The organism is Streptomyces sp. NPDC057623 (assembly GCF_042800355.1).
GTDB lineage: Bacteria > Actinomycetota > Actinomycetes > Streptomycetales > Streptomycetaceae > Streptomyces.
Map to the genome: position 1 here is coordinate 1 of NZ_JBHVGZ010000027.1, position 24,954 is coordinate 24,954.

Genomic DNA, 24,954 nt, shown 5'->3' on the forward strand with positions numbered 1-24,954 from the left:
TCGGGGGCGTGGTCCACGGCGGACAGGCTAGCTCACCCCATCGAAACTCCCGTTCGGTCCACACCCCTCAAGATCGGAACGACAACAGCCTCTAAGAAGCGCACAGCTCAGCGATACAGCGATGACGAGAGCGATTGGACATCGAGTCGAGTGGTTGGTGTGGAACAGATACTGAGGCTGAGTGACGCGGCTGAGGCGGCGTGAGCGTACGTCGCTGGGTGTGGAACGTAGGTCAGGTATAGACCCGGTTGGCCGTCTCGCGTGTGTGCGCGAGTGGGGCTGGGCCTATCCCCCCGAGAGGGCGATTGAGAAGGCCGCCATGCCAGGAGTGCGCTCTACGAGAGGCGCGTATCTCGCGGCCAGTTCAGAGCGGCCGTGCCGTCCATGCCGCTCTGCTGGGTGACTCGACTGGTGCCGCTCTCCCGCCTTGACCCAGAGCGTTTCCCCAGCTCAGACTAGGTGTAGTCACGGAGCGTAGGCGTACTGACTGCAAAGCGAGTTACGTGGGTTCGAATCCCGCCACGGCCTCTGCAATGCCTGACCAGGCAGAACGAAAGGGCGGCACCCCCGACAGGGTGCCGCCCTTCGTGTGTCCGGTCTCAGGGGCCGATCTCGAACGCGGGCGGCCGCAGACCTGCCAGGCACCTCGTGTTCGGTGCCGTCGGGGTGTTGAAGAACGAGGTCGTGATCTTTTGCGCGCACGGCGATTCGGCGAACGCCACATGCGCGACGTAGGGGACGGTGACGGCGGTCGAACGGCTCAGCGTCCGGGCGGCGTAGGCGCCGTTGCTCGCGCCGGTCTGGGCGTCGAAGCCGGCCGACATGACGAGGGTCGGGATGTCGCTCCGTGTCACCTCCCGGATCGAGCGCGGCGCCGCGGGGACGTTCCAGGCGCGGCAGTCGGCGTGGAGGAAGGGGAGCTGCGGGGCGTTGGCCAGTACCGAGCGGGGGAACGACGGGAAGGCGCGCCGCCCCGCCCGGATCACGTCGGCCTGGCTGTCGAAGGGCGTCCACTCGCTGCAGAAGACGCCGTACGCGAGTCCGTGGGCGAGCCTCCCGACGGCCTGGGGGCTGAGCTTGCCGCCCGCCCACTGCTCGGCGATGCGCTGCGGGTTGCCGTGGGCCAGCTCGTCGAGGGAGCGGGGCACTCCGGCCGCCAGGTGGGTGGCCGAGGTCAGCCAGTTCACCAGGACCCCGCCGTCGATCACGACCCGGGCCGGCGCGAGTTGGCCGGGGACCCTCACGGTGGTGGTGATCGGACGGGCTTCGAGCCGGCGGACGAGGCGTTCGAAGGTGGCCGACAGGTTCGGATAGCGGCGGTTGCAGGCGGGCTGCTCCGCGCAGGCCCTGAACAGGCCGTCGAAGCCTTCGCGCGCGCTGCTCCAGGTCAGGGACGGGCCTGCCAGGGACGGCGGCAGGATGCCGTCGATGCCGACCGAGCGGATGCCCTGCGGGTGCTCGCGCATGTAGAGGAGCGCCAGGTCGGTGCCGTAGGAGATGCCGAACACGTTCCACCGCCTGATACCCAGGGCGACGCGCAGGTCCGCGTAGTCGGCGGCGCTCTCGGTGCTGTTGTAGGCGCTGAGGTCGGCCCCGCGGGCCGCCGAGTGCGCGCGGCAGATCCGCGTCTCCGCGACGTGCAGGCGCCCGGTGAGCGGCGCACCGTAGACGAGGCCGAGGGCGCGCGCGTTGAACTCGTCGATGTTCGGGCAGGTGAGCACCGGGGTTGCCGAGTAGGTACCGCGCTGGGACATGAAGATCACGTCCCGGTCGCGGTTCAGGCCGCCGGCGAGCGCCATCGGGATCTCCGAGACCGCGTCGTCACCGGGACCGCCGGCGAACCACACGATCGGGTCGGACGCCGGTCTCCTCGTTGCCGCCGGCACGATGGCGACCGCGAGGGTGATCTTCCTCCCGTGGGGCCGGGCACGCTTCTCGGGCACGGTGAGCGTTCCGCAGCGGGCCGTCTCCAGCGCCGGGATCGGATCCGCCGTCCTCGGGCAGGGGCCCGGCACGAAGCGGGCGTTTCCCGAGGTGCGGGCGACCGTGCCGAGCGGCGCACCGGCACCGCTCCGGGCCGAAGCCGGCGTCGCGACCAGGCCCGCGACGAGGCCCGCGGTGACGGCACAGGCCGTCACCCCGGCCAGGGCGGCGGGAAGTCGTCGCACGGACCGCCTTGGGCGGGGCGGGCGAAGGGACATCATTCGGCCTCCGGGTCAGGCGTGATGGTGAACGGTTTCGGTGCCAGTCCGGCCACGCAGCCGGTGTCGGGTGCGGTCGGACGGGCCAGGAACGAGGCCAGGACGCTCTGCGCGCAGGGCGATTGAGGAACCACCCAGTGGCCGATTCCGGGAATCCGCACGGCGGTCGAACGGAGCAGCGTGCGACCCGCGTACGGCCCCCAGCTCGCCCCGGTCTTCGCGTCGAACGTCCCGGAGACGATGAGCGTCGGCACCTGACTGACCGTGGGCAGCCGCTGGACGGCGGTGCGGTCCGGAACGTTCCAGACGCGGCACACCTCGTGTTCGAAGGGGAGCTGCGGCGCCTGGGCCAGGACCGAATCCGGCCACCCGGGGAAAGCCATTCGCCCCGCGATCAGCAGTTCGAGCGGCGAATGGCCCGGCACCCACTCGCTGCACGCCACCGACTGGGTCAGGCCGTGGGCGAACTCACCGATGACGGGCGTCGCGCCGGCGGCCCGGGCCCGTGCGAAGCGCTCCGGATTCCCGCGGGCGAGTTCGTCGAGCGCCGCGGGGACGTCGACGGCCGGGACGGCGTTGGCGACCAGCAGGTTCACCAGCGCGCCCCCGTCCAGGACGACTTTCACCGGGGTTCCGCCGCCCGGCGGTCGGGCGTTCAGCGTCAGAGGGTGCGCCTCCAGCCGGCGCACCTGCCTGGTCAGCGTGCGGGGGAGGTCCGGGTAGCGGTTCTTGCAGGCGGGCTGGGCCGCACACGCCGCGAAGATCGCGCCGATCCCCTCCCGGGCACTGTCCCAGGTCCACGGCAGGCTCACGATCTGCGGAGGGACGACCGAGTCGATCGCCACCGAGCGAGTCCCCTGGGGGTGCCGGCGCAGGTAGGTGAGAGCCAGGTCGGTGCCGTAGGAGTACCCGTAGACGTTCCACCGGTCGATGCGCAGCGCCCTGCGCAGGTCCGCGAAGTCAGCGGCGTTCTCGGTCGTGTTGTAGGCACTCAGCTCGACCCCACCGGCCGTCAGACGGTCCCGGCACTCCTTCGTCGCACGCACCAGGAGCCGTCCGGTCGACGGCGCGTCGTAGGGCAGCCCCACGGCCCGCGCGTAGAACCGGTCGATCTCCGGGCAGGCGAGGTTCGGCTGCGCGTAGAGCCCGCCGCGCTGGGTCATGACGATCAGATCGCGGTCCCGGTTCACGCCGGCGGCGACCAGGAAGGGAATGTCCCCGAGCGCGTCACCGCCGGGACCCCCCGTCATGAACACCACGGGGTCCGCGGCCGGCCTCGCCGACGCCGCCGGAATGATCGCGACGGCCAGCCGGATGGTCCGCCCGCCGTGGCGGGCACGGTTCTCCGGCACCTCCAGGACGCCGCATCGGCCGGGGATCGGCTCGGGCGTCCGCGGACAGGGACCGGGCACGAACCGCGCCGGATCCGCCGGCAGGGACGCGCGGGCAGGTGGTGACACGGCCCCGCCCGGCATCGGGCCGGACGCGCCCACGAGGGCCAGACCGGCTACCGCGAGCGCCACCCCGGTGCGCCCACCCCGGGAGAGCCGCCGTGTGTACCGGCGCCGCACCCGCCCGCGTACGAACCTGCCGCTCCCCCGACCGGACGTCGGACCATCCGGATCAATGCCCTGTTCCGCCATGTGATCCCGTCTCTCTGGTGACCAAGGCCCGGGCGGGACCCGGGACAGCACGCGTGGCTCCGCCCGCCACCGCGTGGTTCGGACGGGCACCGCGTAGGCCAGCCTGTGCCCGGGGGGAGACGTCCACCACTCGTGGGCTCCACTCGGGGGCCGTATCGCCCCGGGTGGACGAATCTCGGGGGCAGGCAAACGAGTTACACCGGTCCGGCCCTCGCCACGACCCCCCTCTCACCTCCCCTGTCCCCCACGCCTCCCCTCCATCTCCGCGCCGCTGCCCCCACTCCTCCCCTCCATCTCCTCGAACGGCAGCACAACCCTCCGCACCCTCCGGGTGTCCAGGACATGACTGGTCGGCGAACCGCCGGTCGCCCTGCTTCCTGTCCCGACGAGGAGACCCACCCGTGCGCCAGCGCATCCGCCCCTCGCACCTCCGTCACTCGGCGGCCCTCGTGGCCGCCGCCGCGCTCGCCGCGGCCGTTCCCGCGGTCGTCGCTCCGACGGCGTACGCAGAGGAGGGCGAGCCCTCCCTGGTGATCTCGAATCTGCCGCGCACCTCTCCCCAGCCCGGCGAGGTGTACGACGAGTCCGTCGTCATCACCAACAAGGGCACCGCGGCAGCGGACAAGGTCACCTTCCGGGTCCGGCTCACCCGGGGACTCGACTTCCCCGAGACCGTCCAGGGCTGCACCTACTCGACCGTCGAGGACCAGGTCAGGCAGGCGCTCTGCGAGCTCGACACCGTGATCGAACCCGGCGCCTCCGTCGAGACGCCCGTACGGTTCAAGGCCCGGCCCAACGCGCTGATGGAGGCCGTCGAGTACGGCACCTCGGCGACCGGCGCCGCCCCGGGCGAGGGGTTCACCGACAGCCACCGGCGGCTGACCCTGACCGCGGACAGCACGGCCGATCTCGCGGCCGTCGGCGAGGACACCGAGGCGCTCGCGGGCGACAGCCAGTCCATCACGGTGCAGCTCCGCAACGACGGCCCCGGCTGGATCCAGAACCAGGAGAGCGACGACCAGACGGCGCTCATGGTGCGGATCCCGCCGGGCACGGTGGCCGCCGAAGTGCCGAAGGACTGCGCGCCCTTCGGGATCGACGGCCCGTCCGGGCCCGCGGGGACCCCGGGCAAGGCCAAGTACGTCTGCTCGCCCGCCGACCACACCCTCGACGTCGGCGAGTCGCTCTCCTTCACCTTCATGCTGGACATCAAGGAGGACACGAAGACGACCACGGGTGAGGTGAAGGCGACCTCCGTGTACGACATCCACCCGGCCTTCGACAAGAACCCCGCCAACGACACGGACCGGATCCGCGTCGCCATCCCGACCGACAACGAGCCCGGCCCGTCCACCTCCGGCGGCTCCTCCACCGGCGGCTCGACGGACGGCGGCTCCACCGCGGGCGGCGACGGCAACGACCCCGGCGGCCAGTCCACCGGCGGCACCGGCAGCACCGGCAGCACGGGCGCCACCTCGTCCGGCACCTCCACGGGCACCTCGACCGGCGGTTCCGGCACCGGATCCGTCGACGGCAACCTCGCGAGCACCGGCTCCGACGGCACCCCGCTCATCGCCGGCGCCGCGGCCACCGCGGCAGCCCTCGGCGGCGTCCTGGTCCTGGCCGTCCGCCGCCGCCGCGCCACCGTCAAGTCCGTCTGACGGCACCCGGCCTCAGGGATACGTCCTCAGGGATACGGCGTCATCCGCGCGACGTGGGCCTGGAGGAGACGGGGCGAGTTCTCGAACCCCTGGCGGACGTAGGCCGCGACCGCCCGGGGTGAGGAGTGGACGGTGACCCGCTCCAGCCCCAGGTCCTTGGCTCTGGCCAGGGTCTCGGTGATCAGCCGTCCGCCCAGCCCCGCGTCACGCGCCTCCGGCACCACGTACACGCACTGGAGGTCACCGGACGCCCGGTGCGGCGCGTGTGGCGTCGGCACGCGCTGCACCACTGCCAGCCACGCCATGCCGATGATCCCGGCGTCAGCACCGAGAACACCGCTGCCGTCCGTGTCGACGAGGACCATGCAGCGGTGCGACGCCGCGTTCTGCTCGGCCCACGTCACGAAGTGGCGCACGAAGGCGTCGCGTTCCACGCCCGCCGGTACCGCGCTGTCGTTCTCCACGATCCACTGCCAGCGCAGTTCCGCGACGGCCGCCAGCTCACCCGGTTCCGCCGGGCGGACGATGACGTGGTCCATGTCGATTCACCACGCCCCGCCCACCGACTCCAGGACCCCGCTCGCCTCGTCCTGGAACACCTCGGTCCAGTAGTGCCGGCCGTCCGCGCCGGCCCGGGTCCCGGTCGGGTCGACCGTCGACAGGACCTGGAGCATCGTCATGGCCAGTTGGTCGTAGGTGTCGGTCGTCAGCTCGTGGCCCGACTCCTCGTCGATCGCCTGCTCGCGGTGCAGCAGCCAGAGGGTGAAGGCGAGGGTCGAGACGTCCGTGTTCAGGGGGAACAGCCTCGCCTCGGGCTCGCTCCAGTTCAGGACCGCGCCCGTCTCACCGTCGACGACCAGGCTGTTGTCCTCGACGAGATGGCCGAGGCGTATCAAGTACTCGGCCCGGGCGGGCAGTTCGGTGGACCACTCCTCGTCGGCGCGGCGCTCGGCCAGCGTCTGGAGCGGCACATCCGTGTCCAGCGAGAACAGGAAGCCGTCCTCCGGCAGGCCCACCTCGCGCAGGAAGCGGCGGGTCGGCTCGTGGGTGAGGGTGACGGGGAAGTCGACCTCCTCGAAGCGCACCACCTTGCCCTGCCCGAACTCCTGGTCCAGCAGGCGGGGCGGGAGGTCCAGGGCGAGGCCCGACCGCCCGGCCCGGCCCGCCACCAGCGCCAGGGGGCGGATCAGGGCGGCCATCTTCCAGAACGGCGCCGGCTCGCCGTCCGTGCCCTCCTCGAACACGGTCAGCAGGTGCTGCGAGGCCTCCGCCACCGCCTTCGGGCCGTAACGGCCGACATAGGACGCGAACTGGCCGCGCAGGCCCGCCAGTTCGTCCGTCGCCTCGGCGAACCGGACCAGTGTCCGCAGCGACGGCGCGAGCACGCGGCGGTCCATCAGGTCGGGACGGTCGTGCAGGAAGTACGTCGTGGAGATCTCACCCGTCGCGCCGTCCAGCAGGACCGACTCCGTCTCCAGGCCGCCGGGGCCCAGCAGTCCGCCTATCACCAGCTGGCCCCGCAGCTCCGCCGCCAGCCGGTGGTCCGGATCGCCGGTCGATTCCGCCACCGTCCGCAGAACCTCCCGGCCTTCGAGGCCCTCCCGGTCCTGCCGGCACAGCTCGGCGAAGCTCAACACGCCGCTGTCGCCGGGCAGTCCGGGCCCCGTCAGCCAGCGCCGCGTCGCCGCGTGCGTGACATACGGATCCAGCTCGGCCTCGGCCAGGATGATCGCCGTATCACCGGCGTGAGTCGTGATCGTCGTGTTCATGGCTCCCCCGCATGCGCTTGCTCATCGCCCCCGGGCAGGACACGGCCGACCGACCGGCCCGCTGAACGCGGCCGCCGTCCCCACTGCCCAGAACACTACGCGCCACCACTGACAACGCCCCCGGACCGGCACAACCGCCGACAACGCGTCCGGCTCGGCACGCCCACTGACAGCGCTTCACCTCAGTAGACGCTCAGCCCACCCTCGTACGTTCCCTTTGCGCCGAAACCGCCTCGCCGGTCTCCGTACGTCACCCGGACGGACGCCGGCCTCGCAAGCCGCTCCGCCGGAGCCGGCTCAGTGGCCGGTCACCACCGCTGCCTGCGGACGGATCGGGAGACGGTTCACCGGGCGGCCCGTCGCGGCCCGCACGGCCGACGCGATGGCGGCCGGCGAGGTGACCACCGGTACCGCGCTCACCGCCTTCGCGCCGAAGGGCGCGACCACGTCGCGTTCCTCGACCAGCTTCACGATGCGGATGTCCGGGGCGTCCAGGGCCGTCGGCAGGGAGTAGCCCGTCAGGTCCGGGTGGCGGATCAGGCCGCGCGCCGAGCGCAGGTTCTCCGTGAGCGCGATGCCCACGCCCTGCGTCACGCCCGCCTCGATCCGCGCCTCCAGCTGGGCCGGGTTGAGCACCCGGCCGACGTCCTGGGCGAGCGCCAGCTCGACCACCCGTACCGAGCCCAGCTCGATGTCCACGTCCACGACCGCGCGGATCGCGCAGAAGGCCATGCCGACGAAGGCGTCGCCCTGGCCGACCTCGTTCAGCGGTTCCGTCGGATGCGGGCGGCACTGGGCCGTCGCCCACAGCTCCTTGCCGTCCAACGCCTCGGTGACGGTGGTCGACAGGACGCCGTCGTACGAGGTGATCTTGCCGTCCGTGATCTGGAGCAGCTCCGTGGACATGCCGAACTTGTGCGCCAGGGGCTGGAGCAGCTGCGTACGGACCATCTTCGCCGCCCGCTCCACCGCGCCGCCCGACACCCAGGTGTGACGGCCGCGGCAGCCCGCGCCTGCCGGGGGCTGGTCGGTGTCGACGGGCGCCACATGCACCTCGTCGATGCCGAGCGTGTCCTGGACGATCTGCCGGGCCAGCGTCGCGAAGCCCTGGCCCGTCTCCACGGCCGCGCACAGCACCGTCGCGACACCGTCGTGGACCTTCACGGTCGCCGTGGAGACCTCGTCCGCGCCCTCCGCGCCGAGCATGTGCACCATGCCCAGGCCGTAGCCCACGCCGCGCCGCACGGCACCCGGTTCGCCCGCGCCCTCGGGGCCGCCGGGCAGCAGCCACTCGTCCTCGGGCGTGTCCTTGGGGAGCGGCGGCAGGGGGTAGTCCCGTACGGCCTGGAGCAGTTCGGCCACCGGGGCCGGGCAGGTCACCGTCTGGCCCGTCGGGAGCACGTCACCCGTCGCCATGGCGTTGCGCAGGCGCAGCTCCGCCGGGTCCACGCCGAGCTTCTTGGCCAGCTTGTCCATCTGCGCCTCGTAGGCGGCGCACACCTGCATGGCGCCCTCGCCGCGTACGTGGCCGGAGGGCGGGTTGTTGGTGCGGACGGCCCAGCCCTCGATGAAGGCGTTCGGGACGACGTACGGCCCGCACGCGAAGCCGACGGCGGCGGCCAGGGCCTCGGCGGACGTGTCCGCGTACGCGCCCGCGTCCAGCAGGATCTGCGCCTCGACCTTCACGAGCCTGCCCTCGGCGTCCGCGTGGTGGCGGTACCGCAGCAGGGTCGGGTGCCGGTGCACATGACCCAGGAAGGACTCCTCGCGCGTGGCCGTCAGCTTCACCGGGCAGCCGGTCTTCAGCGCCAGCAGGCCCAGCGGAAGCTGGAAGCCCTGGTCCTCGCGGTCGGCGGTGGCGCCGGGGACGCCGGTGACGACGACCTTGACGCGCTCGGGTTCCAGGCCGTAGCAGGCGGCGGCCCGGTCGCGGTCGGTGTGCGGGTCGGTCGAGGCCAGGTAGAGCTCCACGCCGCCGTCGGGACGCGGTACCGCGAGGCCCGCCTCGGCGCCGATGGGGGCCGGGTCCTGGCGGCCGATGCGGTACAGGCCCTCGACCACGATGTCGCCGGCCGCGTCGGGGTCGCCGTGGCGCAGCGGGATGTGGCGGATCAGGTTGCCGTCGGGGTGCAGCGGCTCGGCCTCGAAGGCCTGCTCGGGGTCGGTCACCGGGTCGAGTACCTCGTACTCGACGATGACGGCCGCGGCGGCCAGGCGGGCGGTGTCCGGGTGATCGGCGGCGACCGCGGCGATGGGTTCGCCGTGGTGGCGTACGACCTCGGCGGCGAAGACCGGGCGGTCCGCCGTGCCGCGGCCGTGCAGCGGGCTGCCCGGCACGTCCTCGTGCGTGACGACGGCCCGGACGCCGGGCATCTCACGCGCGTGGGAGGTGTCGATGGACGTGATGCGCGCGTGCGGGTGCGGCGAGCGCAGTACGGCCGCCCACAGCAGGCCCTCGGCCCACAGGTCGGCCGCGTACGGGAACGTGCCCTCGGTCTTGGCGCGGGCGTCGGCGGCCGGCAGGGAGGCGCCGAGGCCGTGCGGGATCGGCTCGGGGGCGGGGGCTGCCTCCGCGGCTGTGGTCGCGGTGGCGGCTTCGTTGCTCACGCCTGGCCTCCGTCCTGTCCGTACGCCTGGTCATGCGGTGCCCTGGCGCGTGGCTCGAACGCCGACGGGTTGACCCCGCCGGCCCCGGGGCCCGCCTGGTGAGGGATACGCGGTTCGTCGCCGTCCTGTTCGGCGTCGCCGGCCGCGTGTGCCTCGCGTTCGGCGACGACCTCCTTGACGGCCTCCACCACGCCCCGGTAGCCGGAACAACGGCAGAGGTTGCCGCAGAGTGCCTGGCGGGTCTCCATCTCGGAGGGCGCCGGGTTGCCCTCCAGCAGGTCGTGCACGGTCATCGCCATGCCCGGCACGCAGAATCCGCACTGCACGGCGCCGCACCGCGCGAGCGCCCGCTGCACGTCGGAGGGCTGTCCTTCCTCGGCCAGGCCCTCGACGGTACGGACCTCGCTGCCGGCGGCGGTCACGGCCGGCACCAGGCAGGACGCCACGAGCCGACCGTCGACCTGCACGTTGCAGGCTCCGCACTCGCCCTGCGAGCAGCCGTCCTTGGCGCCCGCGAGCCCGAGCCGCTCGCGCAGCACGTAGAGCAGCGACTCGCCGATCCAGGCGTCCGAGACGGGCCGGTCGACGCCGTTGACGCGCAGGACGTAGGAGGCGAGGGGGTGTTCCTCGCCGGTGGGCACCGGTACGTCGGCCACGTCGTCGGAGGCGGCCTGGGCGGTTTCCTCGGCGGTCTCCGCGGCGGAGTCGTCGCCCTCGGGCCGCGCGGGGTCGGCGGAAGCCTCTGCCGGGCCCTGTGCAGCCTCTGGGGCGCCCTGGGCGTCCGCGGCGTGCTCATCGGCCACGGGAGCGGCCTGGGAGGCTTCTGGAGCGGTTTCAGCGGAGCCGTCGGCGGGCGGCGCGGGGGCGAAGTCGGGCGCTCCCCCGGGCGGCTGCTCGTGCACGTGCCCGGCCACGGGCCCGGCTCCCACGGCTTCCTCGGCCGTCGCCGCGGCCTCCGCCTGCTGTCCCCACGGCTGCCCGGTCGGCTGCGTCGCCCACGGCGCGGGCGCGCCGCCCGGCAGTGTGGCCGGAGGGGTTCCGCCCCACTGCTCGACGAGCGACGACGTGGTGAACTCGCCCGATTCATCCGGAAGGTCCCCGTCGGCCACGGGAATCGACCACTGCCCGGTGACGTCGTGACCGGGCGCGGCGGCCTCGTGACCCGCCTGGCCGACGCGGCCCTGCCCGGTCTCGGAGAAGTCCCACTGCTGGGTCGCCCCGGGGTTGTAGGTGAACTGGCCGGTACCCGTGTCCTGCGGCACCGCGTTCGGGTCGGGCCACTGGGCACCGTCGGCGGGCACTCCCGCGACGGGCCAGCCGCCCGGGGCCGCGGGGTCGGCGCCCCCGGTCGATCCCGGCGCGACCGTTATCTGCGGGGGCACATAGCCGTGGCCACGCGCGGCGAGCGGGGTGTCCGAGGAGGCCAGGAGGGCGTCGATGCCCCCTTCGGGGAGTTTGACGAAGGCGGTGGCGCCGTCGTCGTAGTCGCCCTGGGGCAGCGGGTCCCAGCGACCGCCGCCCTGGGGCGCGCCCTCTCCGTGCCGGTCGTCGTCGGTCACGACAGCGCCCTCCCGAGTGCTCGTCGGGCCAGTGCGGCGACAGTGCGCCGCAGGTGCAGTACGGCGGGCGGATGCTGCGGTACGGAGCCGTCCTCGGCCGGGGCCGGGTCCGGGATGCAGGCCGCGGCGACGTACTCCCCGAAGGCGTTCAGCGCCTCGGGGACGATCGCGCGGTTGTTGTCCCAGTCGATCAGCTGGGCGACCCAGTGCTCGGCGTCCAGGGGCCTGAGCGGCATCGGCGCTATGGCGCCGACGGCGCACCTGATGCCGCGCCGGGCGGGGTCGAGCACGACCGCGACGGATGCCATCGCACGCCCCGGGCCGGTGCGGCCGGTGGCCTTGAGGAAGACCTGCGGGGCGTGCAGCAGCGGCACGCGCACGTAGCCGATGAGTTCGCCGGCCCGCAGCATCTCCATGCCGGCCAGCAGGTGCGACACCGGGATCTCCCGGCGGGCTCCGCCCGGGCCCGCGACGATCAGGGTCGCTTCGAGAGCGGCGAGGACGGGCAGCGCGTCACCGGTCGGGGACGCCGAGGCGATGTTGCCGCCGAGGGTGCCCGCGTTGCGGATCTGCGGCGGGCCCGCGGCGCGCGCGGCGGCCGCGAGCGCCGGGATCAGGGCGGCGAAGTCGGGGCGGCCCATACGCGCGTGCGTGAGGCCGGCCCCCAGCAGGGCGTGACCGTCCTGGTACTGCCAGCCGCGGATCTCGCTGATCTTGCCGAGGCCGACCAGCGCGGCGGGCCTGAGCTGCCCGGAGTTGACGGCGGCCATGAGGTCGGTGCCGCCCGCGACGGGTACGGCGGCGGGCATGGCGGCCAGTGCCGCCACGGCCTCGTCCAGCGTCGTGGGCAGCGTGACGGCCTGCGCCGCCTGCGGTGTGTGCGTGGTCAAACCGGCTACCCCTTCCCGCTGCCCCACCTGGTCCCACCTGTGCTGCCGTACGGTACGTGCTGACAGGGCGGACGTGGCAACTCTGGCACATCTTCGCAGGACCCGAGGACAGGGGTGCGCCAGGAGGCATTCGCCCACCTCACCGGGGAGATGGTCCGTTTTCGTACGGCATCACCAGTGTTTACCGATTGACACTCTTCGGTGACCCCTTGCCGGTTTTTTTCAATTATCTGTTCGGGGGCGGGCCGTCGATCGGGCGGCCGAGCACGCCGGGGCGCCGCTGCCAGGGCCGCGGACCCGTCGGCGGACGGTAGGCGACGCCCAGGGCGTCGAGCCGCGCGTAATGGGCCGCCATCCGGCGCTCGAAGCCGGCGAAGTCCCGTTCCGCCGGGGCGGGCAGGCTGCTCCAGGCGACCTCGGCGAAGGCGGCGAGGCGCGGGAACGCCTGGTAGTCCACGCGCGCGTGGTCCTCCATCACCTCGGTCCACACGTTGGCCTGCGTCCCGAGCACGTGCCGGGCCTCCTGAGGCGTCAACTCCGCGGGAACGGGCTCGAACCGATAGACGTCCTCCAGGGTGCGGACGTGACCGATCGGCACCGGCTCGTCGGCGCCCGCGTCCTGACGGTGGTCCAGATACACCTGCTGCTCGGGGCACATGACGACGTCGTGCCCGGCCCGCGCGGCGGCGACCCCGCCCGCGTACCCGCGCCAGGACGACACGGCCGCCCCTTCCGCGAGCCCGCCCTCCAGGATCTCGTCCCAGCCGATGAGCCTGCGCCCGCGCGCGGCCAGCCACTTGTCGAAGTGGCCGATGAACCACGCCTGGAGTTCGTCCTCGTCCTTCAGACCGAGTTCCCTGATGCGTTCCTGTGCGGTGGGCGACTGCCGCCACTGGTCCTTGAGGCATTCGTCACCCCCGACATGGATGAACTCCGAGGGGAACAGCTCCAGGACTTCCTCGAAGACCCCCTCGTAGAAGCGCAGGGTGTTGTCAGTGGGGGCGAGTACGTTCGGATTGATCCCCCAGGTGTCCCAGACGGAGAGGGCGTTGGTGTCGATGACGTCGGTGTTGCCGAGTTCCGGGTACGCGGCGATGGCCGCCTGCGAGTGGCCGGGTACGTCGATTTCGGGGACGACGGTGATATGCCGCTCGGCGGCGTAGGCGACGATCTCGCGGATGTCGTCCTGGGTGTAGTAGCCACCGTGCGGCTTCTCCTCCCAGAGCGGGGAGGCCCGATGACCGAATTTCGTCCGCTCGCGCCAGGCGCCGACCTCCGTCAGCCGGGGGTACTTCCTGATCTCTGCACGCCAGCCCTGGTCGTCCGTCAGATGGAAGTGGAAGACGTTGAGTTTGTGGGCGGCCATCAGGTCCAGGTAGCGCAGGACGCCGTCCTTGGGCATGAAGTGCCGGGCCACGTCGAGCATCAGGCCGCGCCAGCGGAAGCGGGGAAAGTCCCGGATCTCCGTCAGGGGCAGCCGCCAGGTACGGCCGGGAAGGGGTGCGCGCCGGAAGGCGTCGGGGCCGAGAAGCTGGCGCAGCGTCTGGGCGCCCCAGAAGACACCGGCGGGCGAGCCGCCGTGCAGGTGGATGCCGTGGGGGGCGATGCCGAGGCGGTATGCCTCGGCATCGAGTCCGGGCCGGACGGACAGGTGGAGGACGTCGTACTCGTCCCCCTTCTTGGGCGGCAGCGCGAGCCCGGACGCCGCGCCGAGCGTCGCGCGCAGCCATCGCGCGGTGCCCTCGGTGCCCGGTCCTGCCTCGATCCCGAAGCCGTCGCCGACTTCGAGGAAGCCCGTGGGCCGCTCCATCTGGTGAGGTACCGGAATGAGCTCCATGAATGACCAGACCTTTCAGTCCTTGACCGCGCCGCCGAGCCCGGACACCAGACGCCGCTGCACCAGTACGAAGAAGATCAGCACCGGAATCGTCATCACCGTGGAGGCCGCCATCACGCCGCCCCAGTCCGGCTCGTCCGGCTTGTAGAAGACAAGCAGGGCCATCGGCAGGGTTGACTGCGAAGTGTCGCTGATGATGAAGGACTTGGCGAACAGGAAGTCGTTCCAGGCCGAGATGAAGGAAAACACGCTCGTCGCCACCAGCCCCGGGAAGACCAGCGGGAAAAGGATCTGCCACAGGAATCGGGACCGGCTCGCCCCGTCCATGTACGCGGCCTCCTCCAGGGCCTCCGGAACCGCCTTCACAAACCCCCGCAGCATCCAGATCGCGAAGGGCAGCGAGAAGGCGATGTGCGGCAGGATCAGCGAGCCGAGCGTGTTCAGTTGCCCGAAGTCCCGCATGAGGAAGAAGAGGGGGATCGTCAGGGCCTCCACCGGCACCATCTGGGCCACCAGAAACATGATCAGCAAGGTCGTCCGGAAGCGGAAGCGGAATCGTGTCACCGCGGTCGCGGCGAGAAACGCGATCAGCGCCGAGACGATCACGACCGTGCACGCGACGACCAGGCTGTTGAGGAAGTAGCGGCCGAAATCGTTCTGCTCGAAGACCCGCCGGAAGGAATCCAGCGAGGGAGCGAGCGTCCAGGGCCGTGGCTCGCTCGACTCGATCTCCCCAGCCGGTTTGAAGGCGCTGAGCACCATCCAGTAGAGCGGAAAGGCCACCACGACGGCGATCAGCAGCGCGGACACCTCCGCGAGCAGCCGCCAGGGACGCCGTACGAGCCTCATCGGATGCACGGAACTCACAGTTCCTCCCCCTGCCTGCGCAGCAGCCGCAGATACACGAGCGTCACGGCCAGCAGGATCAGCAGCATCACGACGCCGATCGCCGAGCCCAGGCTGTACTGCGAGGACGCGAACGCCTTCTGGTAGGCGTACACGTTCAGGACGAGGTTCTGCCCCGCGATGCCGCCGCCGTTGGTCATCACATAGATCTGCGTGAAGACCTTGAAGTCCCAGATGACCGACTGGATGGTGACGACCACCAGGATGGGCCGCAGCATCGGCGCCAGCACCGACCGCCAGATCCGCCACTGCGAGGCACCGTCCAGCGCGGCGGCCTCCAGCACCTCGGCGGGAACGGCCCTGATCCCGGCGTACACCGTCACCATCACGAACGGGAAGGAGCACCACACGACTTCGAGCAGCACCAGGAAGAAGGCGCTGAGGCGTCCATACGTCCAGGAGTGGTCACCGAGCCCGAGGACACGGTTCACCGGCCCGAAGTCCGGGTCGAACAGGAACAGCCAGACGGTCGACCCGGTGATCGCGGGCGTCGCCCAGGCCCCCAACGCGGCCAGCATCAAGGCGAGCCGAGGCACAGCACGTATGCGCGTGAGCAGCACGGCGAGCGCACACCCGACGGCGAGCGTCGACACCACACAGGCCGCCGCGAAGACGACGGTGGTCAGCAGCACCTGCCAGAACTGCGGATCGCCGAAGAGCTCGGCATAGTTCCCGAACCCCTGGAAGGTCGTCGGCTCTCCGCCACTGACCTGAGCCTGCGTGTACTCGAAGAACGAGATCAGCCCGAGCTGGTAGACGGGATAGACGAGCAGCCCACCGAGGACGACAAGGGCGGGAGCGAGATAGAGCCAGGGGACTTGCCGACTCCGCCCACGCGGACGCCCGTAGGGGCGCGGGGGACCCTCGACCCGCACCCCGGTAGGCGCCGTCATCCGGCGGAGCCAAACGCCTCGTCCATCTTCCTGGCCGCGTCCCCCGACGCCCCGGCGACATCCTTCTTACCGCTGATGACCTCCTGGAACATCGTCGGCAGCACAAGAGACGAGTCGATTGCGGACCAGGCGGGCGAGGCGGGAACGAACTTCGTCCCCGCCGCCAGCGTCTCGACGAACGGCTTCACGTACGGCTTCTCCGCCGCGGCCCGCTGACGCACATCCCCGAACGTCGGCAAGAACCCCATCGCCTCGAACATCGACGCCTGCGTCTCCTTGGACGCCAACTGCTCCATCAGCTGAACCGCCAGCGTCCGATGCGACGTGCTCTTCAGGACACCGATGTTGTTGCCCCCGGCGAACGCCGGCGCGACGGACCCTGCCCCGACCCCCGGCAGCGGCACGACCGCGTACTTGCCCTTGACCTTCCCGGCCTCCACCGCCGCATGGCTGAAGTCACCGCCGATCGCCATGCCCGCCTTGCCGGCCGCGAACGCGGTGACCGTGTCGTTGCCGCCCATGCCCGCGCACTTGGCCGCGGGACAGTTGTCGTCGCTGAACAGGGACGTGTACGCCTTGATGCCCTTCCGGGCGGCGGCGCTGTCGATCGCCGAGGCGTACGTGCCGCCCTTGCCGGTGGCGAGTTCGCCGCCGTTGGCCCACACGAACGGCATCGCGCCGTAGGTGTACGCCCCGCCGACGACGAGCCCGTACAGCTCGGGCTTCTCGGCACGGATCCTGCGGGCCGTGGTCGCCAACTCGGCCATGGTCTTCGGCACTTCGAGGCCGAGTTCCGCGAAGACGTCGGTGCGGTAGTACAGGGCGCGGACACCGACGTAGAAGGGCGCGCCGTAGACCTTGCCGTCCACGGTGACGGACTGCCTGGCCGTGGGGTCGGTGTCCTTCGCCTCGTTCCAGTCGCCGAACTCCTTCGACACGTCGAGGAGTCCGCCGTCCTTCACATAGCCGGCGGTGTCGGTGTTCCCGTACTCGATGACGTCGGGGGCGGACTTCGGGTCGTTGAAGGCGGCCTTGACGCGCTGGGCGCGGGTCTCGACCGGGATGTACTCGACGTCGACCTTCGTGCCGTCATGGGCCTTCTCGAAGGCGGTGACGACGGAGTCGACGACCTTCTCCTTCGGCTTGTTGCCGACTTCCTGGAAGAGCCAGACCCGCAGGGTGCCGGTCTTCTCGTCCTTGTCGGAGGAGGAGTTGGTGGAGGTCTGCGGGGCGCAGGCGCAGGCGCTGACGGCCAGGGCGGTGAGCAGTACGGCGAGTCTGGGGGCGAGCTTCATGGAGCGGTCCTCCGAGCGTGCGTTGCAACATATGCAATGACGGTTTCGCTCTGCACAACGCATCGGAGCCTAGGGACTACGCGAACATGTCCACAAGAGGTCTCAACCACTTCGTGACACGCGAAGGCCCCCGGGGCGCGCCGAAACGCGCCCCGGGGGCCTCGATGACCTCAGACCGAGGGAGGGGTTACTTCTTGTCGCCGCCCTTGCCCTTGTCGTCGCCGCCGGCGCCCATGGACTCGTAGATCTCCTTGCACATGGGACACACCGGGTACTTCTTGGGGTCGCGGCCGGGCACCCAGACCTTGCCGCAGAGCGCCACGACGGGGGTGCCGTCGAGGGCGCTCGCCATGATCTTGTCCTTCTGGACGTAGTGGGCGAAGCGCTCGTGGTCGCCGTCGCCGTGGGAAGTCTGCGGCGTGGGCTCGACGAGGGTCCCCGTACCAGTCCCGCGCTCGGGCTCGAGAGTGCTCATACCGCCAAGAGTACTGAAGCTCACACGCATCAGTTGAGCGAAGGGTCGTCGGGGTACGTGGCCACCATCGCGAGCTCGTTGCGCTGCCGGCGCAGGACCTCGCGCCAGAGTCTTTCCGGCGACGGCGAGGACACGTCTCCGGGCTCCGACTCGACGACGTACCAGGCGCCCTCCACCAGCTCGTCCTCCAGCTGGCCGGGTCCCCAGCCGGCGTATCCGGCGAAGATCCGCAGGCTGCCGACGGCCGAGGCGAGCAGTTCCGGCGGTGCCTCCAGGTCCACGAGCCCGATCGCGCCGTGCACCCGGCGCCAGCCCAGCGGGGCGCTCTCGCCGTTCGCGTCACCGGGGATGACGGCGACACCGAGCGCCGAGTCCAGCGACACCGGGCCGCCCTGGAAGACGACACCGGGTTCGCCCGCCAGGTCCGCCCAGCCCTCCAGGATGTCACCGACGTCCACGGGGGTGGGACGGTTGAGGACGACACCAAGGGAGCCCTCCTCGTCGTGGTCGAGAAGGAGCACCACCGCGCGGTCGAAGTTCGGGTCCGCCAGGGCGGGCGTGGCCACGAGCAACCGCCCTGTGAGCGAGGACACCTCGGTCATGCCAGACATGATCCCGCATCTTCCCTTCATGTGGGGAGGCAATGCCGGTTCGGGAGTGAATGCAGCCATGAATTGGAGGAGCGGCCTGGTAAGGCCTCGTTTGGGGGTGGTGGTGGGAGACGGGAGGGCGGAAAGGAGCGTCGGCGGGCGCACGGCCGGGACGGTGACCGCTTGTGCCCGGCGGGGAACGTTTCGTGTTGTGACAGAGCTATGACGATCCTGAGCCGTCCTCGGGCTTACGGAAGGGGGGCCGACGGCGATTACCCTTTCCCTCCTGGCCCCTGCCCAACTCATCGGAACGCGAGATACATGACCGTCAACGACGATGTCCTGCTTGTCCACGGCGGAACCCCGCTGGAGGGCGAGATCCGTGTCCGCGGTGCGAAGAACCTCGTACCGAAGGCCATGGTGGCTGCCCTGCTGGGCAGCGCGCCGAGTCGAATGCGCAACGTGCCGGACATCCGTGACGTGCGGGTCGTACGCGGTCTGCTCCAGTTGCACGGGGTGACGGTCCGTCCGGGTGAGGAACCGGGCGAGTTGGTGATGGACCCCTCCCACGTGGAGAGCGCGAACGTCGCTGACATCGATGCCCACGCGGGTTCCAGCCGTATCCCGATCCTCCTGTGCGGTCCGCTGCTGCACCGCCTCGGGCACGCCTTCATCCCGGGCCTGGGCGGCTGCGACATCGGCGGCCGTCCCATCGACTTCCACTTCGAGGTACTGCGGCAGTTCGGCGCGACGATCGAGAAGCGGGCCGACGGGCAGTACCTGGAGGCTCCGCAGCGGCTGCGCGGTACGAAGATCCGGCTGCCGTACCCGTCCGTGGGCGCGACCGAGCAGGTCCTGCTGACGGCCGTCCTCGCCGAAGGCGTCACCGAGCTCTCGAACGCGGCCGTGGAGCCGGAGATCGAGGACCTCATCTGCGTGCTGCAGAAGATGGGCGCCATCATCGCGATGGACACCGACCGCACCATCCGCATCACCGGTGTGGACAGCCTCGGCGGTTACACCCACCGCGCCCTCTCGGACCGCCTGGAGGCCGCCTCCTGGGCGTCCGCGGCGCTGGCGACCGAGGGCAACATCTACGTCCGTGGCGCCCAGCAGCGCTCGATGATGACGTTCCTCAACACCTACCGGAAGGTGGGCGGTGCCTTCGAGATCGACGACGAGGGCATCCGTTTCTGGCACCCGGGCGGCCAGTTGAAGTCCATCGCCCTCGAAACGGACGTGCACCCCGGCTTCCAGACGGACTGGCAGCAGCCGCTGGTGGTGGCCCTCACGCAGGCGACGGGCCTGTCCATCGTCCACGAGACGGTCTACGAGTCCCGTCTCGGCTTCACCTCGGCCCTGAACCAGATGGGCGCTCACATCCAGCTCTACCGCGAGTGCCTCGGCAACTCCGACTGCCGCTTCGGCCAGCGCAACTTCCTGCACTCCGCCGTCGTCTCGGGCCCCACCAAGCTCCAGGGCGCCGACCTGGTCATCCCCGACCTCCGCGGCGGCTTCTCGTACCTCATCGCGGCCCTGGCGGCCCAGGGCACCTCCCGGGTCCACGGCATCGACCTCATCAACCGCGGCTACGAGAACTTCATGGAGAAGCTCGTGGAGCTGGGCGCGAAGGTCGAGCTGCCCGGCAAGGCGCTGGGCTGACGGCGATCTCCTGACCCCCGGCCGCGGACACGCCGGTCCTCGGCTGGGGGTCCGGGGGTCGGCCCCCGGGCAGGCACAGCATGGAGAAGCTCGTCGAGCTGGGCGCGAAGGTCGAACTGCCCGGCAAGGCGCTGGGGTAATTCCAGCCCGGCCGGCGTTTGAGGCCATCGGTGAGAGCAACCACGATGGGGCGGCACCCGAGAACCGGGCGCCGCCCCATCGGCGTTCTACAAGCCGCACGCCGTCCCGTGGCGTACAGACGGCAAGGTCACTTGCCCTTGGCGGCTTCCTTGAGCTTCGAGCCCGCGGAGACCTTCACGCTGTAGCCGGCCGGGATCTGGATCGGGTCGCCGGTCTGCGGGTTGCGGGCGGTGCGAGCGGCACGGTGGGTGCGCTCAAAGGTCAGGAAGCCAGGGATGGTGACCTTCTCGTCGCCCTTGGCGACAACCTCGCCGACGGTCTCGGCGAACGCGGCCAGCACGGCGTCGGCGTCCTTGCGGGTCACCTCGGCACGGTCGGCCAGCGCGGCCACCAGCTCACTGCGGTTCATGTTGTTACTCCCGTGTTCATTTGCCTTGAGGCGTGCCACGCGGCGTAGCCGCATGTCGGGCACAGCGATGTCGATGCTGCCAGGGTCCTCGGTGAGACCCGGGACCCGGGTCCGTCGTCAGACCCTCGCGCCCAGAGACGCATCCTGCCCCTACCTGCGGCGGGAAAGCCAATCCGGCGCCCGGAGGAGTCGTGAGACAACCCTTGGGAGTCACACGAAGAGAGGGTCTGAACGTGGCCGTCACGATAAACGGCGTCCAGAGGCCCTTGGTTCCACGACGCGCCGTTACAAGGGCTTGCCGTGGCGATCCTCACAGCCCGTGCACACTTCGCGGGGCTGTGAGGCACTCGTACCGGGTGGTTACTCGCCCGAACCCGCGGCAGAGACGGCCTTCGCGGCCTCCCGCACCGCGCCGGCGACCGCGCCCGCGACCTTGTCGTTGAACACGCTCGGGATGATGTAGTTCGGGTTCAGCTCGTCCTCGGTCACGACATCCGCCAGCGCCTTCGCGGCCGCGAGCATCATCTCGGTGTTGACCGTGCGGGACTGCGCGTCCAGCAGACCGCGGAAGACGCCCGGGAAGACCAGCACGTTGTTGATCTGGTTCGGGAAGTCGGAGCGGCCCGTGGCCACAACTGCGGCCGTCTGACGGGCGATTGCCGGGTCGACCTCGGGGTCCGGGTTCGCGAGCGCGAACACGATCGCGTCGTCGGCCATGGCGGCCACGTCGTCGCCGTCGAGAACGTTCGGGGCCGAGACGCCGATGAAGACGTCCGCGCCGCGCACGGCCTCCTTCAGCGTGCCGGTCAGGCCCTCGGGGTTGGTGTTGTCGGCGATCCAGCGCAGCGGCGAGTCCGCGGGGGCGTCCCGCAGGTCCTCGCGGCCGGCGTGCACGACGCCGTGGATGTCGGCGACGACGGCGTTCTTCACGCCCGCCGCGAGCAGCAGCTTGAGGATGGCCGTACCGGCCGCGCCGGCGCCGGACATGACGACGCGGATGTTCTCGATCGCCTTGCTCGCCACGCGAAGTGCGTTGGTGAGGGCGGCGAGGACCACGATGGCCGTGCCGTGCTGGTCGTCGTGGAAGACGGGGATGTCGAGGGCCTCGCGCAGCCGCGCCTCGATCTCGAAGCAGCGGGGCGCGGAGATGTCCTCGAGGTTGATGCCGGCGAACCCGGGGGCGATCGCCTTGACGATCTCGACGATCGCGTCGGTGTCCTGGGTGTCCAGGCAGATCGGCCAGGCGTCGATGCCGGCGAAGCGCTTGAAGAGGGCGGCCTTGCCCTCCATGACGGGCAGCGCGGCCTTCGGGCCGATGTTGCCGAGGCCCAGCACCGCCGAACCGTCCGTCACAACCGCAACGGAATTGCGCTTGATGGTCAGACGCCGGGCGTCCTCGGGGTTCTCGGCGATCGCCATGCAGACCCGGGCCACGCCGGGCGTGTAGATCATCGAGAGGTCGTCACGGTTGCGGATGGGGTGCTTGGACGCCATCTCGATCTTGCCGCCGAGGTGCATCAGGAACGTACGGTCGGAGACCTTGCCGAGCGTGACGCCCTCGATGGTGCGCAGCTGCTCGACGATCTCGTCCGCGTGCGCGGTGGACGTGGCCGCGATGGTGACGTCGATGCGGAGCTTCTCGTGCCCGGAGGCGGTGACGTCGAGGCCGGTGACCGAGCCTCCGTGGGACTCGACGGCTCCGGTGAGCTGAGAGACCGCGGTTCCGCTCGCGGGCACCTCCAGCCGGACCGTCATCGAGTAGGAGACGCTGGGCGCCGTTGCCATGGCCGACTTCCTCTGCTTTCACCTGTGCGCTGGATGCCGTCCGATCGTCGCACCTACCGCCGAGTAGGAGTTAGCCGGGCTTGAATTGCGAACGTATTGTTCGCCACGCCTTCTCATGAAAAGAGACCCACGTCACTTGATGACGTGGGTCCCTTCTCTCCGTTCATGACACCGACCCGCCATGCTCGCCTCGCGGCAAGTGGTCGCTCGTAGCGACGAAGGTTGGGCCCGGGGGCTTGGATCGAGCCGGTGCCACACCCAGGCTAACAAACAGATCCCGTAGGGCCATTCCCGTACCGGCGGTTCTTCCGGATCAATCTCGGAGCAGGTCCGGCACCCCGGACGCGTCCGGCTCGTCCCGCTCCCCCGACACCACCGTGAGCTGCTGGGTGGCCCGGGTCAGCGCGACGTACAGCACGCGCAGTCCGGCGGGTGACTCGTCCGCGATCTCCGCCGGGGAGACGACGACCGTCGCGTCGTACTCCAGCCCCTTCGCCTCCAGGCTGCCGAGCGCCACGACGCGGTCGCCGAGTCCGGCGAGCCACTTGGCCGCCTCGTCGCGCCGCTGCATGGCGACGACGACTCCGACCGTGCCGTCGACGCGGTCGAGCAGCCGGGCGGCCTCCTCGCGGACGGTGTGCGCGAGGGAGTCCCGTACGACAGTGCCGCGTGCGTTGTTCGTCGTCACAAAACGTGGCTCGACGCCGGTGGAGCGGACGGCCGACGGCGAGGTCGAGCCCGGCATGGCCAGCGCCAGCACCTTCGCCGCCAGCTGGGCGATCTCGGCCGGGTTGCGGTAGTTCACGGTGAGCTGGAAGCGACGGCGCGGGCGGGTGCCCAGTGCCTCGTCGCGTGCCTCGGCCGCCTCGTCGACGTCGGACCAGGACGACTGGGCCGGGTCGCCGACGACCGTCCAGGTCGCGTGGCGGCCCCTGCGTCCGAGCATCCGCCACTGCATCGGCGTGACGTCCTGGGCCTCGTCGATGATCACGTGGGCGTACTCGGTGCGCTCGGCCGCCAGCCGCTCGGCGCGCTCGCGCTGCGACTCCTCGCGCACCGGCATCAGCTCCTCCAGGCCGGTGAGCTGGTCGAGCGGGTCCAGCTCGCGCTTCTTCCTGGGGCGGGCCGGGGTGCCGAGGGTCGCCTGGAGTTCGTCGAGCATGGCGATGTCGTGCACGGAGTACCCGTCCCGCTTGAGCGAGCGGGCGACCTTGCGCACCTCGCCGGGGTTGAGGATCCGGCGGGCCCAGCGGCCGAGGCGGCGTTCGTCGGCCATGGCCGTCATGACGCTCTTCGGGGTCAGCTCCGGCCACCAGGCGTCGAGGAAGGCGATGAAGCTGTCCTCGGTGCTGACGTCCTCGTCGAAGGAGGAGCGCAGCTCGGCGGCCAGCTCGGGGTCGGAGTGGCGGGAAGCGCCGCCCGACTGCGTCCACAGGGCGTCGAGCAGCAGTTTGCGGGCGCGCGGGCGCAGCAGGTTCACGGGGGCCGTACCGCCGAGGGCGTTGCGGCGGATCCGCTCCAGCTCCCCGGCCTCCAGTTCGAGCCGGCGGCCGAAGGCGACGACTCTGAGCCGGGTCGGCGAATCGTTCAGTTCCAGGGCTCCGCGGGCGGCCTTCCGCAGCACCTTGAGCATGCGGTACGAGCCCTTGGCGCGGGCCGTGGACGGGGAGTCGTACAGCGTGGCCTCGGCGCCGTCGACGAGCGAGCCGATCGCGCGGATGGCGACCTGGCCCTCCTCACCGAGGGATGGGAGCACGCCCTCGGTGTACGCCACGAGGAGCGGGGTCGGGGAGACGATCAGGATGCCGCCCGCGTACCGGCGCCGGTCCTGGTAGAGGAGGTAGGCGGCGCGGTGCAGGGCCACGGCCGTCTTGCCCGTGCCGGGGCCGCCCTCGACGTAGGTCACGGAGGCGGCGGGGGCGCGGATGACCAGGTCCTGCTCGGCCTGGATGGAGGCCACGATGTCCCGCATGGTGTGGCTGCGGGCCTGGCCGAGGGCGGCCATGAGGGCGCCGTCACCGATGACGGCCAGCTCGTCCCCGCGCAGGAACGCCTTGAGCTCGGGGCGCATCAGGTCGTCCTCGACGCCCAGCACCCGGCGGCCCTTGGAGCGGATGACCCGGCGCCGTACGACCCGCCCCGGGTCCACCGGGGTGGAGCGGTAGAACGGCGCCGCGGCCGGGGCCCGCCAGTCGATGACCAGCGGGGCGTAGTCCTGGTCGAGCACACCGATGCGGCCGATGTGCAGCGTCTCGGCGATGTCGGCGGTGTTGTCCTCGCGGATCGCGCCCTCGGCGGGCTCGACGGCGGTGTACGCGCCGTCGGGTCCCTTCTTGCCGTCCCTGCCGGGCAGCAGGTCGATCCGGCCGAAGAGGAAGTCCTCGAACTCGTTGTTGAGCCGGTTGAGGTGGACGCCCGCCCGGAAGACCTGCGCGTCCCGCTCGGCGAGTGCGCCGGGCGTACCGACCTGGCCGCGCTTGGCCGCGTCGTTCATGAGGAACTCCGCCTCGTGGATCTTCTCCTCGAGCCGTCGGTACACCCGGTCCAGGTGTTCCTGTTCGACGCCGATCTCCCGATCTCTCAAGGAGTCTTCGAGCGCGGTTTCCTGCGAAGCCTGAGCGGCCACCGGGC

The 24,954-nt window shown here is 71.1% G+C and carries 18 protein-coding genes; 2 read left to right on the plus strand and 16 right to left on the minus strand.

All coding sequences use genetic code 11. From position 1 onward, the window contains the following. Positions 1-599: 599 nt before the first annotated feature. Complete coding sequence (locus tag ACFU95_RS25805; RefSeq protein ID WP_383831941.1) at positions 600-2,201, minus strand: alpha/beta fold hydrolase; 1,602 nt, start codon at positions 2,199-2,201, stop codon at positions 600-602. Beyond that, positions 2,201-3,676: an alpha/beta fold hydrolase gene (locus ACFU95_RS25810; RefSeq protein WP_383831943.1), complete on the minus strand. Its 1,476-nt coding sequence runs from the start codon at positions 3,674-3,676 to the stop codon at positions 2,201-2,203. The genes ACFU95_RS25805 and ACFU95_RS25810 overlap by 1 nt, the downstream gene beginning before the upstream one ends. Before the next feature lie 569 nt (positions 3,677-4,245). On the opposite strand from ACFU95_RS25810, the gene ACFU95_RS25815 reads away from it, so the two are divergent. Beyond that, positions 4,246-5,505 (plus strand): LPXTG cell wall anchor domain-containing protein, encoded by a 1,260-nt coding sequence (locus tag ACFU95_RS25815; RefSeq protein WP_383831793.1) that lies wholly within the window; start codon positions 4,246-4,248, stop codon positions 5,503-5,505. A gap of 26 nt (positions 5,506-5,531) precedes the next feature. On the opposite strand, the gene ACFU95_RS25820 is transcribed toward ACFU95_RS25815, so the two are convergent. The 11 genes from ACFU95_RS25820 to ACFU95_RS25870 all read right to left on the minus strand — a co-directional run bounded on the left by ACFU95_RS25820 (position 5,532) and on the right by ACFU95_RS25870 (position 18,338). Next, a complete protein-coding gene (locus tag ACFU95_RS25820; RefSeq protein WP_383831795.1) occupies positions 5,532-6,044 on the minus strand; it encodes a GNAT family N-acetyltransferase in 513 nt (170 codons plus the stop codon). 6 nt (positions 6,045-6,050) lie between these two features. Next, positions 6,051-7,274, minus strand: coding sequence for an SUKH-4 family immunity protein (locus tag ACFU95_RS25825; protein ID WP_383831797.1), 1,224 nt, complete (start codon positions 7,272-7,274; stop codon positions 6,051-6,053). Positions 7,275-7,571: 297 nt separating this feature from the next. Continuing rightward, a complete protein-coding gene (locus tag ACFU95_RS25830) occupies positions 7,572-9,881 on the minus strand; it encodes a xanthine dehydrogenase family protein molybdopterin-binding subunit (protein ID WP_383831799.1) in 2,310 nt (769 codons plus the stop codon). Continuing rightward, positions 9,878-11,440 carry a 2Fe-2S iron-sulfur cluster-binding protein gene (locus ACFU95_RS25835; protein ID WP_383831801.1) on the minus strand — a complete coding sequence of 521 codons (1,563 nt, stop codon included), beginning with the start codon at positions 11,438-11,440 and terminating at the stop codon, positions 9,878-9,880. The genes ACFU95_RS25830 and ACFU95_RS25835 overlap by 4 nt, the downstream gene beginning before the upstream one ends. After that, positions 11,437-12,330 (minus strand): FAD binding domain-containing protein, encoded by an 894-nt coding sequence (locus tag ACFU95_RS25840; RefSeq protein WP_383831803.1) that lies wholly within the window; start codon positions 12,328-12,330, stop codon positions 11,437-11,439. Before ACFU95_RS25840 ends, ACFU95_RS25835 begins: the two co-directional genes overlap by 4 nt. A 226-nt stretch (positions 12,331-12,556) precedes the next feature. Beyond that, positions 12,557-14,167 (minus strand): beta-N-acetylhexosaminidase, encoded by a 1,611-nt coding sequence (locus ACFU95_RS25845; protein WP_383831805.1) that lies wholly within the window; start codon positions 14,165-14,167, stop codon positions 12,557-12,559. Between the two features lie 15 nt (positions 14,168-14,182). Beyond that, entirely contained in the window at positions 14,183-15,016 is an 834-nt protein-coding gene (locus tag ACFU95_RS25850; RefSeq protein ID WP_383831945.1) for a carbohydrate ABC transporter permease, read from the minus strand. A gap of 14 nt (positions 15,017-15,030) precedes the next feature. Next, positions 15,031-15,966: a carbohydrate ABC transporter permease gene (locus ACFU95_RS25855; protein ID WP_383831807.1), complete on the minus strand. Its 936-nt coding sequence runs from the start codon at positions 15,964-15,966 to the stop codon at positions 15,031-15,033. After that, positions 15,963-17,261, minus strand: coding sequence for an extracellular solute-binding protein (locus tag ACFU95_RS25860; RefSeq protein ID WP_383831809.1), 1,299 nt, complete (start codon positions 17,259-17,261; stop codon positions 15,963-15,965). The genes ACFU95_RS25855 and ACFU95_RS25860 overlap by 4 nt, the downstream gene beginning before the upstream one ends. Positions 17,262-17,448: 187 nt before the next feature. Next, positions 17,449-17,736 (minus strand): DUF3039 domain-containing protein, encoded by a 288-nt coding sequence (locus ACFU95_RS25865; RefSeq protein WP_030054422.1) that lies wholly within the window; start codon positions 17,734-17,736, stop codon positions 17,449-17,451. A 29-nt stretch (positions 17,737-17,765) separates the two neighbouring features. Continuing rightward, positions 17,766-18,338 carry a YqgE/AlgH family protein gene (locus tag ACFU95_RS25870; protein ID WP_030054423.1) on the minus strand — a complete coding sequence of 191 codons (573 nt, stop codon included), beginning with the start codon at positions 18,336-18,338 and terminating at the stop codon, positions 17,766-17,768. Positions 18,339-18,647: 309 nt separating this feature from the next. Between ACFU95_RS25870 and murA the strand changes: the two genes are divergently transcribed. Continuing rightward, positions 18,648-19,988: a UDP-N-acetylglucosamine 1-carboxyvinyltransferase gene (gene murA / locus ACFU95_RS25875; protein ID WP_383831812.1), complete on the plus strand. Its 1,341-nt coding sequence runs from the start codon at positions 18,648-18,650 to the stop codon at positions 19,986-19,988. 268 nt (positions 19,989-20,256) lie between these two features. Here murA and ACFU95_RS25880 read toward each other — a convergent pair whose 3' ends face one another. The 3 genes from ACFU95_RS25880 to ACFU95_RS25890 all read right to left on the minus strand — a co-directional run bounded on the left by ACFU95_RS25880 (position 20,257) and on the right by ACFU95_RS25890 (position 24,949). Beyond that, positions 20,257-20,538: an HU family DNA-binding protein gene (locus tag ACFU95_RS25880; RefSeq protein ID WP_007498188.1), complete on the minus strand. Its 282-nt coding sequence runs from the start codon at positions 20,536-20,538 to the stop codon at positions 20,257-20,259. A gap of 360 nt (positions 20,539-20,898) precedes the next feature. Then, entirely contained in the window at positions 20,899-22,323 is a 1,425-nt protein-coding gene (locus tag ACFU95_RS25885) for an NAD-dependent malic enzyme (protein WP_383831814.1), read from the minus strand. A gap of 313 nt (positions 22,324-22,636) precedes the next feature. Next, positions 22,637-24,949: a HelD family protein gene (locus tag ACFU95_RS25890; RefSeq protein ID WP_383831816.1), complete on the minus strand. Its 2,313-nt coding sequence runs from the start codon at positions 24,947-24,949 to the stop codon at positions 22,637-22,639. Positions 24,950-24,954: the final 5 nt, after the last annotated feature.

What these genes read in the sequence shown, in the direction of transcription:
- ACFU95_RS25810 (WP_383831943.1), bottom strand. Translation starts at nt 3,676, where the DNA reads ATGCCGGGCGGGGCCGTGTCACCACCTGCCCGCGCGTCCCTGCCGGCG.
- ACFU95_RS25845 (WP_383831805.1), bottom strand. Translation starts at nt 14,167, where the DNA reads ATGGAGCTCATTCCGGTACCTCACCAGATGGAGCGGCCCACGGGCTTC.
- ACFU95_RS25865 (WP_030054422.1), bottom strand. Translation starts at nt 17,736, where the DNA reads ATGAGCACTCTCGAGCCCGAGCGCGGGACTGGTACGGGGACCCTCGTC.
- ACFU95_RS25885 (WP_383831814.1), bottom strand. Translation starts at nt 22,323, where the DNA reads ATGGCAACGGCGCCCAGCGTCTCCTACTCGATGACGGTCCGGCTGGAG.
- ACFU95_RS25870 (WP_030054423.1), bottom strand. Translation starts at nt 18,338, where the DNA reads ATGACCGAGGTGTCCTCGCTCACAGGGCGGTTGCTCGTGGCCACGCCC.
- murA (WP_383831812.1), top strand. Translation starts at nt 18,648, where the DNA reads ATGACCGTCAACGACGATGTCCTGCTTGTCCACGGCGGAACCCCGCTG.
- ACFU95_RS25855 (WP_383831807.1), bottom strand. Translation starts at nt 15,966, where the DNA reads ATGACGGCGCCTACCGGGGTGCGGGTCGAGGGTCCCCCGCGCCCCTAC.
- ACFU95_RS25850 (WP_383831945.1), bottom strand. Translation starts at nt 15,016, where the DNA reads ATGAGGCTCGTACGGCGTCCCTGGCGGCTGCTCGCGGAGGTGTCCGCG.
- ACFU95_RS25805 (WP_383831941.1), bottom strand. Translation starts at nt 2,201, where the DNA reads ATGTCCCTTCGCCCGCCCCGCCCAAGGCGGTCCGTGCGACGACTTCCC.
- ACFU95_RS25820 (WP_383831795.1), bottom strand. Translation starts at nt 6,044, where the DNA reads ATGGACCACGTCATCGTCCGCCCGGCGGAACCGGGTGAGCTGGCGGCC.
- ACFU95_RS25825 (WP_383831797.1), bottom strand. Translation starts at nt 7,274, where the DNA reads ATGAACACGACGATCACGACTCACGCCGGTGATACGGCGATCATCCTG.
- ACFU95_RS25880 (WP_007498188.1), bottom strand. Translation starts at nt 20,538, where the DNA reads ATGAACCGCAGTGAGCTGGTGGCCGCGCTGGCCGACCGTGCCGAGGTG.
- ACFU95_RS25860 (WP_383831809.1), bottom strand. Translation starts at nt 17,261, where the DNA reads ATGAAGCTCGCCCCCAGACTCGCCGTACTGCTCACCGCCCTGGCCGTC.